This window comes from Lentzea sp. HUAS TT2, from assembly GCF_051853195.1.
In the GTDB taxonomy this organism is placed as follows: domain Bacteria; phylum Actinomycetota; class Actinomycetes; order Mycobacteriales; family Pseudonocardiaceae; genus Lentzea.
In genome coordinates this window covers 1,411,222-1,425,324 of sequence record NZ_CP196667.1, presented here as the reverse complement: position 1 = coordinate 1,425,324, position 14,103 = coordinate 1,411,222, and the positions used below count along the sequence as shown (strand labels likewise).

Sequence of the window (14,103 nt, the reverse complement as noted above, 5' to 3'; positions counted from 1 at the left end):
TCAGGCCACAGAACGGCCCGGTCGCCCAACCGAATTAATCTTCGAAGTCGCCGCTCGCCCGCCGGACCTTGGCGAGCAGGTCCGTGAGCTGCTCGGTCTGCCGGTCGGTGAGGCCCTTGAGGCCCAGGTTGACGTCGACGACGGCCGCGGTCGCGCTCTCCCGGCGCTGCAGGCCCGCGTCGGTGATCTCGACCAGGGTCGTGCGGCGGTCGGTCGGGTGCGGGGTGCGACGGACGAGGCCGTCGCTCTCCAGCCGGTCGACGATGTTCGTGACGCTCGTCGGGTGCAGCTGCAGGCGCTCGCCCATGACCCGCATCGGCAGCGCGCCCTTGCGGGAGAAGTAGAGCAGCACCAGCGCCTCGTAGCGCGCGAACGTGAGCCCGTGCGGCTTGAGGGCTGCGTCCACGGCGGACTGGATGATTTGCTGGACACGCATGACGCTCGTGACGGCGGCCATCGATGTGGAGGAACCCACTCGGTCGTCCCACAGCTCGGCCGCGCGGGCGATCGGATCGAACGGCAGCGGTGTCATGGGCACCGAAGCTACCAGTCAGTACAACTCGTGGATCAGCAGGAGGCACGTGTGCTCGTCGCGTTCAGTGTTGCTCCGTCCGGATCGGACGAATCAGGAAGCGTCGCGAAAGCCGTCGCCGAGGCGATCCGGGTGGTGCGGGAGTCCGGCCTGCCCAATGAAACGAACGCGATGTTCACCTTGGTGGAGGGCGACTGGGACGAGGTGATGGACGTGGTCAAGCGCGCGACGGAGGCGGTGCAGGCCAGTGCCTCGCGCGTGTCCCTCGTGCTCAAGGCGGACATCCGGCCCGGCTATTCCGGTCAGCTGACGGCCAAGGTCGCACGGGTCGAGGAGCACCTCTCCGACACTCCGTGATGCGGGCTCCGCCGCCGGTCGTGGCCGGTGTTCGGCGGTCCGGAAGTGGGGCGTGGCGCAGAGGCGTCGCCCGTCTCCTCGGATGGCCGAACGCTCTACGCCGGCCCGGTGAGCGGACCCGTGCACCGGCGTTCACTGGGTTAGCGTGTCTGGCGTGGACGCGAGGCAGCTGTGGTTGAGGTTCGAGCCCTACCACGACGTCACGTACTTCACGCCCGAGTCCCGCGCGGCGACGGACGCGCTGGGCTGCAAGGGCGGCTGGATGGGCTACTTCGGCATGCGCGCCGCACCGCTGGGCGCCGCGTCGCCGGAGCTGGTGACGGCGGTCTTCTACAACTTCGCGCCGCGCATGGTGCACCGTGCGCTGCCGGACGCGTGGGCGATCGCCTCGCCGCTGGAGTTCGTCGAGGCGCGGCTGGCGGGCGTGGACGGTGCGTTGCGGCGCCTGCTGGGCTCGGTGGACACGCCGGAGATCGCCGAGGCCGCCGAACTGGCCCGTGCGGCGGCTCTGGCTGCCCCGCTGGCCGGACGCCCGCTGGCGGCCGCGAACCGCGCGTTGCCGTGGCCCGTCGAGCCGCATCTCGCTTTGTGGCACGCCTGCACGATCCTGCGCGAAGCCCGCGGAGATGGTCATGTGGCTGCGCTGGTGGCCGCCGGCGTGGGACCGTGCCAAGCGCTTGCGCTCTACGCGCGTGAACATTCCCTCGACCCGGCATGCATGCGAACCGCGCGTGGTTGGACTGTCGAAGAGTGGGAAGTAGTCGCCGATTCGCCCGGCGATCTTCTCTCGGTGGAACGAGCGACCGATGCGGCCGCTTTGACACCGTGGGAAGAGTTGGGTGAGGCCGGTACAACGCGGTTCATCGACCTGATGACTCCGCTCGCAATACGCATCGCCTCAGCCAACGAGGCAATGCGCGTCAACCCGATGGCCCTGGACCCGGTCCGGGAACTAGCCGTGCCAGGATGGAACACGTGACAAGGCCTGATCCTCGCAAGACCGCCGCACTGTCCGCCGCGCTCTCGGGCGCCGTCGACCTGGGTGCACTGAAGGCCCGAGCCGACGCGGCCCGCACCGCCTCCGCCGCGCCCGCCGCCGGTGCGCCCGCACCCGACAACGGCTCCGCGCCGTGGATCGTGGACGTCACCGAGGCTTCTTTCCAGGCTGTGGTCGAGCAGTCCCTGCAGGTGCCCGTCGTGGTGCTGCTGGGGGCCTCCTACAGCCCCGAGTCGCAGCAGCTGGCTGCTTCGTTGACGCGGTTCGCCACTGCGTCTGGTGGGGCCTGGATCCTGGCCCGCGTCGACCTGGAGGCCTCGCCTCGTATCGGGCAGGCCTTCGGGGTGCAGTCGGTGCCCACGACTGTGGCTGTGGCTGCCGGCCAGCCCATTGATGCTTTTGCCGGGCCCATTGCCGACGCTGAGTTGTCGCAGTGGATTGCTCGGTTGCTGGATGCTCTGCGGGAGCGGTTGCCGGGGATTCGGGCTGGGGAGGCTCGGGCCGGGTCTGTTCCCGTCGCTGAGGAAGAGGTTGTCGAGGATCCTCGGATTGTTGCCGCTGAGGAGGCTTTCGAGCGGGGGGACTACGCGGCCGCTCAGGGGTATTACTCGGACATTCTCGCCTCTGAGCCCGGGCATGAGCTGGCCAAGGAAGGGCTTGCTCAGGCTCGGTTCGCTGAGCGGGCCGAGGCTGTTGATCCTGCGGTGATCGCCAAGGCTGATGCGGCGCCTGAGGACATTGACGCTCAGTTGGCCGCTGCTGATGCTCAGGTTGCCGGGCAGATGGTCGAAGAGGCTTTTGTTCGGTTGGTTTCTACTGTCCGGCGGGTTTACGGGGAGGATCGGGATCGGGTTCGGCAGCATTTGGTCGGGCTGTTCGAGCTGTTCCCGGCCGATGATCCTCGGGTTGCTGCGGCTCGGCGGAATCTGGCCTCGGCGTTGTACTGACGCGTTCGTTGCGTAGTGGGCGCGTCGGTGGGTGTTGTTGTCAGCTGCGGCGCCGTTCCAACAAGACGGTGTCCCGCCATTCACCGTGGTGCTGTGCGATTCGTTCCCGTACGCCCACCGTGCGGAACCCCGCCTTGTGGTGCAGGGCGATGCTCGCCCGGTTCTCCGGGAAGATGACCGCCTGCAGGGTCCACAGGTCGTCCGCGTCCGCGGACTGGACCTGGTGGTGCAGCAGGGTTTTGCCCACGCCCCTGCCCTGGGAGGCGGCGGCCACGTAGATCGAGGTCTCCACCACTCCCGCGTAGCACTCGCGGGCCGAGACCGGGGTGGCTGCCGCCCAGCCGGCGATCGTGCCGTCCACCTCGGCGATCCAGCGGTGGTCCGGTAGCCACTTGGACTCCAGGGTTCGGCGGGACGGGACGTCCGTCTCGAACGTCGCGTTGCCCGAGGCGATGCCCTCGCCGTAGATGCGGCGGACGTCTGACCAGTCTGCTGTGGTCATGGGGCGGATGGTCACGCCTGGCATCGGGCGGACCGTGCCCGAGGACAGGGCGCCCATCACCGCGTCTGCCGCGTGGGGGAGGCCCGTGCAGCACGCCGGGTTGACGGTGACGAGGGTGGTCGTGCCCTCGCGCTGGATGTGGAGGAAGCCGACCTCTGCCAGTTTGCGCACGTGGTGTGAGCAGGTGGACTGGCTCACGCCCAGCAGTGTGGTCAGTTCGCCGACGGTGACCGGGGCCGCGGCCGAGGCCACGTGGTGGAGCAGGCGGACCCTGGTCGGGTCGGAGAGCGTCGAGAACCATGAGGCGTAGGTCGTGGCTTCATCGGTCAGCACCGGTCAAGTATCGACGGTGGTCGATGGAGGAATCAAACCGAATACTTCTTCACGCAGAACGAGAGGCCTCGGAAGAAGCCGTCCGTGAACGCTTCCACGCGGGCGAAACCCGAGGGGACGGCCTTGCCGTTGACGTCGGACGCGATGAGGCTGTCGTCTGCGAGGAGCTCGGCCACCGCCTCGTCGAGGTCTCCTGGGGACAGGCGCAAGCCTGCTGCGGCGTCGGGGCGGTTGGTGAGGCCCGCCCAGGCTCCTGTGAGGCAGGCGGTGCGTTGGCCTGCGGCGTCGTCGTCCAGCTTGAAGCCTGTGGCGTGCTGGATGGAGAGCGAGAAGCGGGAGGCGATGACGGCGAACGCCGCGAAGTCGCCGATGCCGCCCTTCGTGCCCTTCTTCGGGGGTGTGCCGATCTTGACCAGGGACGGGAGGTCGAGCTGGAGCTGGTTCACCGCCGGGCAGTACGAGGCCGGTGAGGTGGTCTGGGCGTCGGCGCACGGTTTGATGCCCGCCCTGTCGAAGGCCGGGAAGGCCGCGCCGCTCGACTTGTAGGCGTCGCGGAGGGACTCCTCCAGGGCGCGCAGGTACTTCTCCTCGTCGATCTTGGCGTTGCCGCGGCCCTGGCCCTCGTCGGTGTCGGAGAGGTCGAAGGGACGCTCGGTGATGCGCTTGCCGATCTCGGCCTCGTTGATCTCGGCGCAGCGGGCAGCGCCTCGGGTGAAGCCGAACTGGAAGGCGGAGACGCGGTCGAACGCGCTGCCGTGGGCGCCCTGCTTCTCGAACGACGTGCCCGCGCTGTCGCGGATGAAGAACATCGTCTGCAGCACCTGGTTCAGGCCCTCGCCGGTGGAGAGCTCGAAGTGCTTCGACTTGTTCTCGGCGATCCAGCGCATGAAGACGCCGGTGTAGCAGTCGGCCTGCTGCTCCTTGACGATCGACGGGGTGTTGGCGCCGATGTTGGAGGCCGGGCCGAGCTTGTACTGGACGGCGTGGCCCATCTCGTGCGCGAGGACCGTCACGACGGCCATGGGGCCGAAGGAGTCCTGCAGCATCGGGAGGAGCTCGCCGCGGTCCCACGTGATGCTGTCGTCCAGCGCGCAGTAGAACGCGTTGGCGATGCCCGTGGTGTTGAGCTTGCAGACCTCGACGCCCTTGCCGTTGGAGTCGTAGGAGATGAAGCGCTTCACCGGCTCGAACTTCTTGCCGGGGAACGAGTTGGGGAACTCGCCCTTCCAGAACTCCTGCACGTCGGCGAGGGTGTTGATCGCGAGGCGGTCCATCTCGCCGCCGTCGCCGTTCTCCACGCTCAGGTCCGCGTCCTGCACGCCCTTGCGCGGGCCGGACGGGCCGTTGGAGATCTCCAGGCCCGCGACCTTGGTCGGGTCGGGGCGCTCGCCCTTCGGTTCGCCCTCGACCACGGAAGCGCACGCGGTCAAGGCTGCGGTCACGGCCAGCGCGACGGCGATTCGTCCGAATCCCATGGTCAGACCCTACTAAGCGGGTTCTTCGGCCGTTCGGCAAGTACCTTCGGCCAAACGTGAAATTCCCTCACCCTCTGGGGTGATTCCAAGACTGCGCGTACTCGTTTTCGTTGTCCTGCCTGCGTTTCGGGGCGCACAGTCCCTGCGACGTAAGCCTTCAGCGTGGAAGGAGTTCGGCGGTATGGGTAGAACGCGCTGGGCACGGTTCGTCGGGGTGATGGGGATCGGTGTGGTCGGTGCCGGTGCCCTCCTCTTCGGCATGTCCCAGGGAGCGCTGGCCGCCTCGTTCGCGGTGTCCGGCACCAATTTCAAGGTGTCCGCCGAGAACTTGACGGGCCAGGGATTCGTCCAGTTCGGCGGTGTGGACGCGGGTGCGGGGAAGGTGCACGTCGTCGCGGTCAGCGGGTTCAAGACGGCGAGGCTCGACAAGTTCTGCCAGTCGGTGTTCGTCCCCGGCATGCCGATCGTCGGTGACGTGACGATGCGCATCACCGCGGACGGAGTGGGCGGCATGTCCGCCGAGAACCTGGTCGTCAACCTCACGGACCTCAACGGTGACCTGGTCCTCGGCAACCCCGAGATCGGCGTCGACGCCAGCAAGGTGACGAAGGGACCGGACAACCTCAGGGGTCTGCCGGGCTCGTTCGGCCTGCAGGCCGACACGGCGAACATCACGTCGCTGCAGCAGACCGCCTGGGCCACCACGGCCCAGACCATCAGGTTCAAGGGCATGAACCTGACCATTCGCCAGGGGAAGCAAGAGTGCTTCTGAACTTCTGGCGCGGCTTCACCGCGTGGCGACGTGGCCGGCCCTTCTGGGCCGGTCTCTTCGTGGCCGTGGGCGCGCTCCTCGTCCTGTTCCCGCCGTTCGCCGGACTGAAGTTCGGCGACCTGATGATCTCGATGCAGACGCTCGGTGGTGTCTCCGCGCTGTTGATCGGGACGCTGCTCGGGATCTGCGCGGCCGCGTTGTGGACGCAACCCAGGTTCCGGCTGGCGTCGGGCATCGTCACGGTGCTGCTGTCGCTCGTCGCGATCGTCGTGACCAACTTCGGTGGCTTCATCATCGGCACCATCTCGAGCCTGATCGGCGGCGCGCTCGCCGTGGCGTGGACGGACGTGCCCAAGAAGCCGGACGAGCCGAAGGAGCCCAACGAGCTCCAGGAGCCGAACGAGCCGAACGAGCCGGAGCCGACCCAGAGGGTTCAGCCCACATGATGCGAACACAGCCGCTGGCCGCCGTGGCGATGGTCGCGGTGCTGGCGCTGCAACCGCCGTCGAGCACCGAGCCACCGCCGTCGTCCGCTCCCGGCAGCAGCTCGCCGGCCCCGACCAGCACCACGTCGGAGCCACCACCCGCGTCGAGCACCAGCGTCACCCCACCGCCGACGTCGTCGTCCGTGCCGGCCGTGCCTCCCGGCACGGAGCCGTCCTCGACGCCGGCGCCCCCGCCACCGGCCCCTGCACCGGTGGCGTCGGGAGGACGCGAGTGGACCCTGACGGCGTCCAGGCTCGACCTCGGCGGCCTCAACTTCGTCGGGATCGTCGACTCGCTGGTGAACGGCCAGGTCATCAAGGTCCTGAAGTTCACCGCGAACGACATGAAGATCAAGGACTTGGTGCAGTCCGGCGAGATCTCACCGGGCGTCCGGCTGGTCACGACGGCACGGCCGGGCAGCACGTCCACGGTGTCGCCGGGGCGCATCGAGCTGTTCACGGTGCAGCTCAAGGGCAACCTGGACATCCTCGGGATCAAGATCCCGGTGGACTACACGGCGGCGCACCCGCCACCGCTGAACGTGCCGTTCGCGACGTTCACCGAGGTCACGGTGCGCAACACCGACCTGATCGGCGGCACGTTGAAGATCCCGGGCGCGCGGATCTCGGTCGTGTCCGGCTAGGAACCGGTCGAAAGACGCTGAAGCCCGCACCAGGCCATGAGCCGGTGCGGGCTTCCGCTCGTTCTCAGCAGGTCAGATGCCGCACTTCTTGGCGCCCTCGAACACGCCCTCGCGGAACTTCGCCACCCGCTCGAACCCCGGATCCACCGGGTTCGCGCCCTTGGCGTCACGGGCCGCGTAGTCGAACTGCAGCAGCACCGTCACGGCCTCGTCGAAGTCGCCGGGCGAGAGCCCGAACCCGTCCTTGCGCTGGAAGACCGCCCCCGTGTACGCCCCGGCCAGGCACAACGCCGCCGCGGAGGCGCCCTCGCCCTCGGTCGGCTTGCCCAGCACGGCGAGCTCCGCCATCGCGTACCTGGTCGCGATCAGCGTGCCAGTCGCGTAGTCGCCGAGCTCCTTGTGCAGGAGCGGCAGCTCGTCCTTGGTGTCGATCTTGATGGTCTTGTCCGACGGGCAGTACGCGACGGGGCCCTGGTCGCCGGAGCACGTCGGCTCGGTCTGGGAGGCCTCCGCGCGCGGCGACGGCCAGGTCTTGCCGGCGGTGGTGGCCAGGTTCTTGAAGAAGCCGTCGAGGTCGGGCGTGACGGACTCGAGCATCTCCGAGAACGGCAGGTTGCCGCCGTTCGCGCGGTCCTTGGTGCTGGTGAACGCGCGCTGCGTGAACTGGCGGTTCTGCACCGACATGGCCGCGCAGAACTTCGTACCCTGCTCGTAGCCGTCCTGGAACGCCGCCACGCGGTCGAACGCGCTGCCGTGCGCCTGCTCGTCCTCCGGGGAGGTGCCGACCGGGTCGCGGAACGTGATCAGCGCGCCCAGGGCCTTGTCCAGGGCGTCCGCGTTGATGTCGAGGCGCGGCGACTTGCCGTCCGTCACGTTGCGCACGAACGAACCGGCGAAGCAGTCGGCCTGCGCCTCGGTGAGGATCGTCGGGTACTTGTCCGGCTCGCGGCGCTCGGCCTCCGGCGTGATGCCCATGCGGTTCTGCACGGCGTGGCCGACCTCGTGCGCGAGGACGACGACCACGGCGGCCTCGCCGAAGCGCTCCTGCAGCACGGGCAGCAGGGACGCCCTGTCCCAGGCGATCGCGTCGGCGGCAGGGCAGTAGAACGCGTTGCCCTCCACGTCGGCGGCCTTCTGCGTGCACGGCGGCGGCTTCGCGGTGGAGTCCGCCGTGTCGACGGAGAAGTAACCGCCGCTCAGCGGCTTCCAGGCCTTGCCGAACGTCGCCTGCGACGAGTCCTTCCAGAACTCGTCGATGTCCGTCAGCGCGGTGGCGGCGAGCTTGTCGATCGGGCCGTTGTCCGTGCCCCGCACCTGGATGGTGGTGCTGGAGGCCTCTTTCTTCACCACCTTGGCGGCACGAGGACGCCCTGGGACCTGGGCTGTGCACCCTGCGGCAAGCAGGGCGGTGACGACGATCAGCGCGATGCTCCGGTGCCGCATGGAACCATTGTGCCTGCCGGCCGGCTCGAGGGGCGTCGTAGTCGTCCAAGTCAGGCGCATACAAGGGGCAACGTGCGGCGGACTGATCAGGTTCACCGGGCTGGAGTCGCCCGAACGACTTACATTTCCATTCGTGCGCGAATTGTTCTGCGCCGCGTTGCTCCTACTGGGCCCTCCCACGGGGGCCGATCCGACCATGCCCGGTTGCGTCGGCGGCATCGCGCCGGACCCGCGCGCCGGGGTGATCACCGGCCCCGGCACCGCCTACTCGGTGCTGAAAGCCGTCCCCGGAGGCGTCTACGACCTCTCCGTCTGGGCAGGCAGCCTCAGGCCGGGACCCACGACGGCGACCGGGCTGCAGTTCCTCGACGACACCGGCGCCCAGACCGGGCGGGTCTACTCCCTCCGGCCTGCACGCAGGGAGCCGAAGCGCCAGAACAGCTACGGCATGGTCGCGCCGGGCAACGCGGCCACCGTCCGGTTCTTCGCGACCACGGCCACGGAGATCCATTGGGAGTGCGTGTTCCTCAGGGTGTCCGCCTACGACCTCGCGCTCGAAGCCGGGCAGGACACCCTGAAGATCACTGTCACCAACACCGGCAGCGAACCGCTGACCGGCCTGAGGATCACCGGCTGCGGGGAACCGTTCGACCTGGAGGACCAGGTCGTGCGCACCTGTCCCGGCACGGCGCCGGCCACCGCGACGGTGTCCGGCGCCCTCTACTGGAACGGCGCGCTGCCGGACCGCTCAGAGCGTCTCGATCTCGGTCACCGGGTCGGGGACCAGCCACAGCACACCGGACGGCGGTAGCTGCAGGAGCGCGGAGTACGGCCGTCCGTGCCACGGCCTGGCCTCGGCCTCGACGCCGCCGAGGTTGCCCACACCGGAACCGCCGTAGTGCGCGGCGTCGGTGTTCACGAGCTCCTTCCAGCGTCCGGAGGAGGGCAGGCCGACGCGGTAGTCGTGGTGCGGTGACCCGGAGAAGTTCGCCACGCAGGCGAGCGTCGAGCCGTCCTCACCGATCCGCAGGAACGACAGCACGTTGCCCGCCGAGTCGTTCGCGTCGATCCACTGGAACCCCTCCGGCGTGACGTCGTGCGAGAACAACGCCGCCGCCGTCTTGTACACCGAGTTCAGGTCCCGCGTCAGCGACTGGATGCCCTGGTGCAGCGGCTCCTGCTCGACGAGGTGCCAGTCCAGCGACCGCGACTCCGACCACTCCTGCCGCTGCCCGAACTCACCGCCCATGAACAGCAGCTGCTTGCCCGGATGCGCCCACATGAACGCCAGCAGCGAACGGACACCCGCGGCCTTGTTCCAGTCGTCGCCGGGCATCCGCTCCCACAGCGAGCCCTTGCCGTGCACCACCTCGTCGTGCGAGAGCGGCAGCACGAAGTTCTCACTCCACGCGTACACCAGCGAGAACGTCATCTCGTTGTGGTGGAACGACCGGTGGATCGGCTCGCGCGACAGGTAGTGCAGCGAGTCGTGCATCCAGCCCATGTTCCACTTGAACCCGAACCCGAGCCCGCCCAGGTGCGTCGGTCGCGTGACACCCGGCCACGCCGTCGACTCCTCGGCGATCATGACCACGCCGGGGTGCCGCCGGTACACGGTCGCGTTCAGCTCCTGCAGGAACCGCACCGCGTCCAGGTTCTCCCGGCCACCGAACTCGTTGGGCAGCCACTGCCCCTCGGGCCGCGAGTAGTCGAGGTAGAGCATCGACGCGACGGCGTCCACGCGCAGACCGTCGAGGTGGAACTCCTCGATCCAGTACAGCGCGTTCGCCACCAGGAAGTTCCGGACCTCGTTGCGCCCGAAGTCGAAGACGTACGTGCCCCAGTCCAGCTGCTCACCGCGGCGCGGGTCGGCGTGCTCGTACAGCGGCGTGCCGTCGAACTTCGCGAGCGCCCAGGCGTCCTTCGGGAAGTGCGCGGGCACCCAGTCGACCAGCACGCCGATGCCGCGCTGGTGCAACGTGTCCACGAAGTACCGGAAGTCGTCCGGCGACCCGAACCGCGAGGTCGGCGCGTAGTACGAGGTGACCTGGTAGCCCCACGACCCGCCGAACGGGTGCTCGGCCACGGGCAGCATCTCGATGTGGGTGAAGCCCATGTCCTCGCAGTAGTCCGCGAGCTCCGTGGCCAGCTCGCGGTACCCGAGACCGGGCTTCCACGAGCCGAGGTGCACCTCGTAGGTCGACATCGGCGCGTTCGCCCATTGCGTCGCCTCGCGCCGGGCCTCCCACTCCGCGTCCTGCCACTGGTACTCGGACCGCGTGACGACCGAGGCGGTCTGTGGCGGGACCTCCGTCGCGAACGCCATCGGGTCGGCCTTCTCGTGCCAGATCCCGTCCTGGCCGAGGATGCGGAACTTGTACCGCGAGCCCACCACGACGTTCGGCAGGAACACCTCCCACACGCCGGTGGAACCCATGGAGCGCAACGGGTTCGCACGCCCGTCCCAGCCGTCGAAGTCACCGGTCACGCGCACACCGCGCGCGTTCGGCGCCCACACGGCGAACGAGACACCGGTGACGTCACCGGAAGCCGTCTCGTACGAGCGGACATGCGCACCGAGCACGTCCCAGAGCCGTTCGTGCCGGCCCTCGCCGATCAGGTGCAGGTCCAGCTCGCCCACGGTCGGCAGCCACCGGTACGGGTCGTCGACCTCGACGGCAGGGCCACCGTTGTACTTCACCAGCAGCCGGTAGTCGCCGGGCGCCTCCGGCAGCTCTCCCTCGAACAGCGCGTCGGCGATGCGTGGCAGCTCGACCTGCTTGTCGCCCCACGCCACCGCGACCGACGTCGCGCCTGGCCGCAGGGCCCGCGCGATCACCTGGTCGCCGACGGTGTGCACACCCAGCACCGAGTGCGGGTCGTGGTGCGCACCTGACAGGAGCCGGTCCAGGTCGGCCTTCACGGCTTACTCTCCTCCGCTAGTCATCCGGGCGATCGACGACAGCGGAACCGTCAACCACTCCGGCCTGTTGGCGTGCTCGTAGGCGACCTCGTAGACCGCCTTGTCCAGCTCGAACGCGCGCAGCAGGTGCGCGTGGTCCCGCGGGTCGCCCGCCACCTCGGCGTAGCCGTCGCAGAACGCCGCCCGGTTGCGCTTCGTCCACTCCATCGCGCGGTAAGCGAGCTGGTCGTCGTCGGGCTGGCCGACGAGCAGCTGCCGTGCCGCGTAGTCGAACGACCTCAGCATCCCCGCCACGTCGCGCAACGGCGACCGCAACGCGAGCCGGTCCTCGACCTTCGCCGCCGGCTCGCCCTCGAAGTCGATCAGCAGCCAGCCGTGCACGGTCCGCAGCACCTGGCCCAGGTGCAGGTCGCCGTGGATGTGCTGGATCGGGATCGCGCCGATGTGCTCGCGCGCCTCCTCGAACGCGGCGCGCAACGGCTCCTCGTGGCGGCCCAGTTCGGGCACCGCCTCCAGCACGACGCCCAGCCGGCGCTGCATGCCCTCGATGGCCCGCGAGATCGCGTCGTCGTCGGCGATCCGCGTGCCCAGCGCCTCGGCCAGGTCGGCGTGCACCTTCGCGACCGCGTGGCCGAGTCGTTGCGCCTCACCGGCGAAGTCGCCACCTACCTCGAACGCGTGCAGGTCGGCCTCGGCCATCAGGTCGCGCACCGAGGTCTTGGCCATGTCCCAGCCCTCGACCGCGTCCGGCAGGAACTCCTGCAGCATCGCGAGGGTGACCTGCTCGCCGTTCAGCTCGGTCGAGATCGCGCCCAGAGGCTGCGCGATGTGCTCGCAGCCGACCGAGCGCAACGCGCGGTGCATCGTGAGGTCCCGGTTCTCGCCGTTGGCGAGCTTGCGGAAGATCTTCAGGATGTACTGCTGGCCGTAGATCAGCGACGTGTTGGACTGCTCGACGCCGATCGGCCGCCCGCGCAGGCCCGACCGCAGTTCGGTGCCGGGTTCGTGCGCGAACGTGATGCCGTCGACCTCGTGCCCGGTGGCGATCCGGTCGAGCAGGACGCCGTTGTGCTCGGGATCGAGCAGCACGTCCCAGGCACCGGTGCTCAGGCTCAGCGCGCCCTGGTAGTGCTCGGTGCGGCCGGGCTGTTCCACCTCGAAGATCACGTGGACCAGGTCGCCGTCCACCACCGTCGTCCTCAGTGGACGAACGGCCGTGATCGGTTTGTCCTTGCCGCCGAACCACCGCGCGGCCGGAAGCAGATCGGGCAGTGAGGCGACCAGCTTGTCTACTAGTTCGTGGGGGTCGGTCACAACGGCCTCCGGTGAAGGTCCCAGCCCTTGAAAAAGGGCGAGATCCGGTCTCTGCCAGGCGTCTCCGGACGGAGCCGCGTCGGCCCAGTCGCACGCCTCGCCGCCCACCAGCCCATCGTCTTGCACGCCATTGTGCTCCCGGTATGTTGTGTTGCATGCGGACGGCGTACAAGTGCCGGGCCTACCCGACTCCCGAGCAAGCCGCAGTCTTGAACCGTGTTTTCGGGTGTGTGCGTCTGGTGTGGAACAAGACGCTGAGTGAGCGCCAGTTGCGCTACCGAACCGAGAGTGTGCGCACCTCTTACAGGGAAACCGACTGCACTCTGACAGCATGGAAACGCACCGAGGAATTCGCGTTCCTGTCGGAAGTGTCCTCGGTGCCCTTGCAGCAGACTCTGCGTCACCAACACACCGCGTTTGTGAACTTCTTCGCCGGACGAACCCGTTACCCGCGATTCAAATCCCGCGTTGGACGTCAAAGCGCGCACTACACCCGCTCGGCGTTCCGGATGCGTCACGGAGTGCTGACGCTGGCCCGAACCAGCTCGCCACTGCGTTTCGTCTGGTCCTTCGACCTGGACGCCGCGACTCTGGACCCCACGATGGTCGTCGTTTCCCGTGAGTCGGACGGTCGCTGGTACGTGACGTTCACCGTGGACGCCGCGACGGTCGCGCCAGCGGCTCCCACCGGCCACTCCGTCGGCGTGGACCTCGGGTTGAGCAGCTTCTTGGTGACCAGTGACGGGGAGCGTGTCGCCAATCCGGCGCACCTGGCCCGCAAAGCGCGAAGCCTCGCCCGCTACCAACGCCGCTTGGCCCGTTGCCGGCGAGGGAGCCGCAATCGCCGCAAAGCCAAGGTCAAGGTCGCTCGTGCGCACCGCAAGGTCCGTAATGCCCGCGAAGACTTTCTGCACCGCACCACCACAAGACTTGTTCGCTCGGCAGACGTGATCGCGATCGAGGACCTGTCGGTGCGGAACATGATCCGCAATCGCAGCCTCGCTCGTGCCATCTCCGACGCGGGATGGGGTGAGTTCCGCAGACAGTTGGAGTACAAGTGCGCCCGTGCCGGTCGGACGTTGGTTGTGATCGACCGTTGGTACCCGTCCAGCAAGACGTGCTCGATCTGCGGGCATCGGCTCGCTGAGCTGAAGCTTTCGACCCGGCACTGGACGTGTCCGGACTGCCGCACCCGGCACGACCGGGACCTCAACGCGGCGAAGAACATTCCTGCGGCTGGTCGAGTCGTAGCCCGAGGTGACTCGGGTGATGCCTGCGGAGCTGATGTCAGACGGCAAGGGTTCTCCTTTCCGCGATCGGCAGTGAAACAGGAAGCCCGCGCCGTGAGGCGCAGTCCGTAGGGACTACCCGCCGCAAGG

The 14,103-nt window shown here is 68.5% G+C and carries 14 protein-coding genes; 8 read left to right on the top strand and 6 right to left on the bottom strand.

The window, feature by feature from the left end; translation table 11 throughout:
* Window positions 1-34 precede the first annotated feature (34 nt).
* Window positions 35-532, bottom strand: a complete 498-nt coding sequence (locus tag ACSHWB_RS07090; RefSeq protein WP_093592887.1) for a MarR family winged helix-turn-helix transcriptional regulator — start codon at window positions 530-532, stop codon at window positions 35-37.
* 51 nt (window positions 533-583) lie between these two features.
* On the opposite strand from ACSHWB_RS07090, the gene ACSHWB_RS07085 reads away from it, so the two are divergent.
* The 3 genes from ACSHWB_RS07085 (at window position 584) to ACSHWB_RS07075 (ending at window position 2,833) form a co-directional block, all read left to right on the top strand.
* Window positions 584-889 (top strand): MTH1187 family thiamine-binding protein, encoded by a 306-nt coding sequence (locus ACSHWB_RS07085; RefSeq protein WP_439664539.1) that lies wholly within the window; start codon window positions 584-586, stop codon window positions 887-889.
* Window positions 890-1,043: 154 nt separating this feature from the next.
* Window positions 1,044-1,868, top strand: a complete 825-nt coding sequence (locus tag ACSHWB_RS07080; RefSeq protein WP_439661269.1) for an SCO6745 family protein — start codon at window positions 1,044-1,046, stop codon at window positions 1,866-1,868.
* Complete coding sequence (locus ACSHWB_RS07075; protein ID WP_439661268.1) at window positions 1,865-2,833, top strand: tetratricopeptide repeat protein; 969 nt, start codon at window positions 1,865-1,867, stop codon at window positions 2,831-2,833. The genes ACSHWB_RS07080 and ACSHWB_RS07075 overlap by 4 nt, the downstream gene beginning before the upstream one ends.
* Before the next feature lie 40 nt (window positions 2,834-2,873).
* Here ACSHWB_RS07075 and ACSHWB_RS07070 read toward each other — a convergent pair whose 3' ends face one another.
* Entirely contained in the window at window positions 2,874-3,668 is a 795-nt protein-coding gene (locus ACSHWB_RS07070) for a helix-turn-helix domain-containing GNAT family N-acetyltransferase (protein WP_439661267.1), read from the bottom strand.
* A 32-nt stretch (window positions 3,669-3,700) separates the two neighbouring features.
* Window positions 3,701-5,143, bottom strand: coding sequence for a neutral zinc metallopeptidase (locus tag ACSHWB_RS07065; protein ID WP_439661266.1), 1,443 nt, complete (start codon window positions 5,141-5,143; stop codon window positions 3,701-3,703).
* 181 nt (window positions 5,144-5,324) lie between these two features.
* Here ACSHWB_RS07065 and ACSHWB_RS07060 point away from each other — a divergent pair, with 181 nt between their 5' ends.
* Genes ACSHWB_RS07060 through ACSHWB_RS07050 form a run of 3 tightly spaced genes read left to right on the top strand, consistent with a single transcriptional unit; the run spans window position 5,325 to window position 7,044 of the window.
* Window positions 5,325-5,915: a DUF6230 family protein gene (locus tag ACSHWB_RS07060; protein WP_439661265.1), complete on the top strand. Its 591-nt coding sequence runs from the start codon at window positions 5,325-5,327 to the stop codon at window positions 5,913-5,915.
* Window positions 5,906-6,361, top strand: a complete 456-nt coding sequence (locus ACSHWB_RS07055) for a DUF6114 domain-containing protein (protein WP_439661264.1) — start codon at window positions 5,906-5,908, stop codon at window positions 6,359-6,361. Before ACSHWB_RS07060 ends, ACSHWB_RS07055 begins: the two co-directional genes overlap by 10 nt.
* The gene (locus ACSHWB_RS07050) at window positions 6,358-7,044 is read left to right on the top strand and encodes a hypothetical protein (RefSeq protein ID WP_439661263.1); all 687 of its coding nucleotides are present in this window, start codon (window positions 6,358-6,360) and stop codon (window positions 7,042-7,044) included. Before ACSHWB_RS07055 ends, ACSHWB_RS07050 begins: the two co-directional genes overlap by 4 nt.
* 72 nt (window positions 7,045-7,116) lie before the next feature.
* On the opposite strand, the gene ACSHWB_RS07045 is transcribed toward ACSHWB_RS07050, so the two are convergent.
* Window positions 7,117-8,487: a neutral zinc metallopeptidase gene (locus ACSHWB_RS07045; RefSeq protein WP_439661262.1), complete on the bottom strand. Its 1,371-nt coding sequence runs from the start codon at window positions 8,485-8,487 to the stop codon at window positions 7,117-7,119.
* 133 nt (window positions 8,488-8,620) lie between these two features.
* Between ACSHWB_RS07045 and ACSHWB_RS07040 the strand changes: the two genes are divergently transcribed.
* A complete protein-coding gene (locus tag ACSHWB_RS07040; RefSeq protein WP_439661261.1) occupies window positions 8,621-9,298 on the top strand; it encodes a DUF7850 domain-containing protein in 678 nt (225 codons plus the stop codon).
* Here the strand turns inward: ACSHWB_RS07040 and glgB are convergent.
* Together glgB and ACSHWB_RS07030 are read right to left on the bottom strand one after the other, a co-directional pair.
* Window positions 9,236-11,410 carry a 1,4-alpha-glucan branching protein GlgB gene (glgB, locus tag ACSHWB_RS07035; RefSeq protein ID WP_439661260.1) on the bottom strand — a complete coding sequence of 725 codons (2,175 nt, stop codon included), beginning with the start codon at window positions 11,408-11,410 and terminating at the stop codon, window positions 9,236-9,238. The genes ACSHWB_RS07040 and glgB overlap by 63 nt on opposite strands.
* Window positions 11,411-11,413: 3 nt before the next feature.
* Complete coding sequence (locus ACSHWB_RS07030; protein ID WP_439661259.1) at window positions 11,414-12,724, bottom strand: maltokinase N-terminal cap-like domain-containing protein; 1,311 nt, start codon at window positions 12,722-12,724, stop codon at window positions 11,414-11,416.
* Between the two features lie 155 nt (window positions 12,725-12,879).
* Between ACSHWB_RS07030 and ACSHWB_RS07025 the strand changes: the two genes are divergently transcribed.
* Window positions 12,880-14,085: an RNA-guided endonuclease InsQ/TnpB family protein gene (locus ACSHWB_RS07025; protein ID WP_439661258.1), complete on the top strand. Its 1,206-nt coding sequence runs from the start codon at window positions 12,880-12,882 to the stop codon at window positions 14,083-14,085.
* Window positions 14,086-14,103 lie beyond the last annotated feature (18 nt).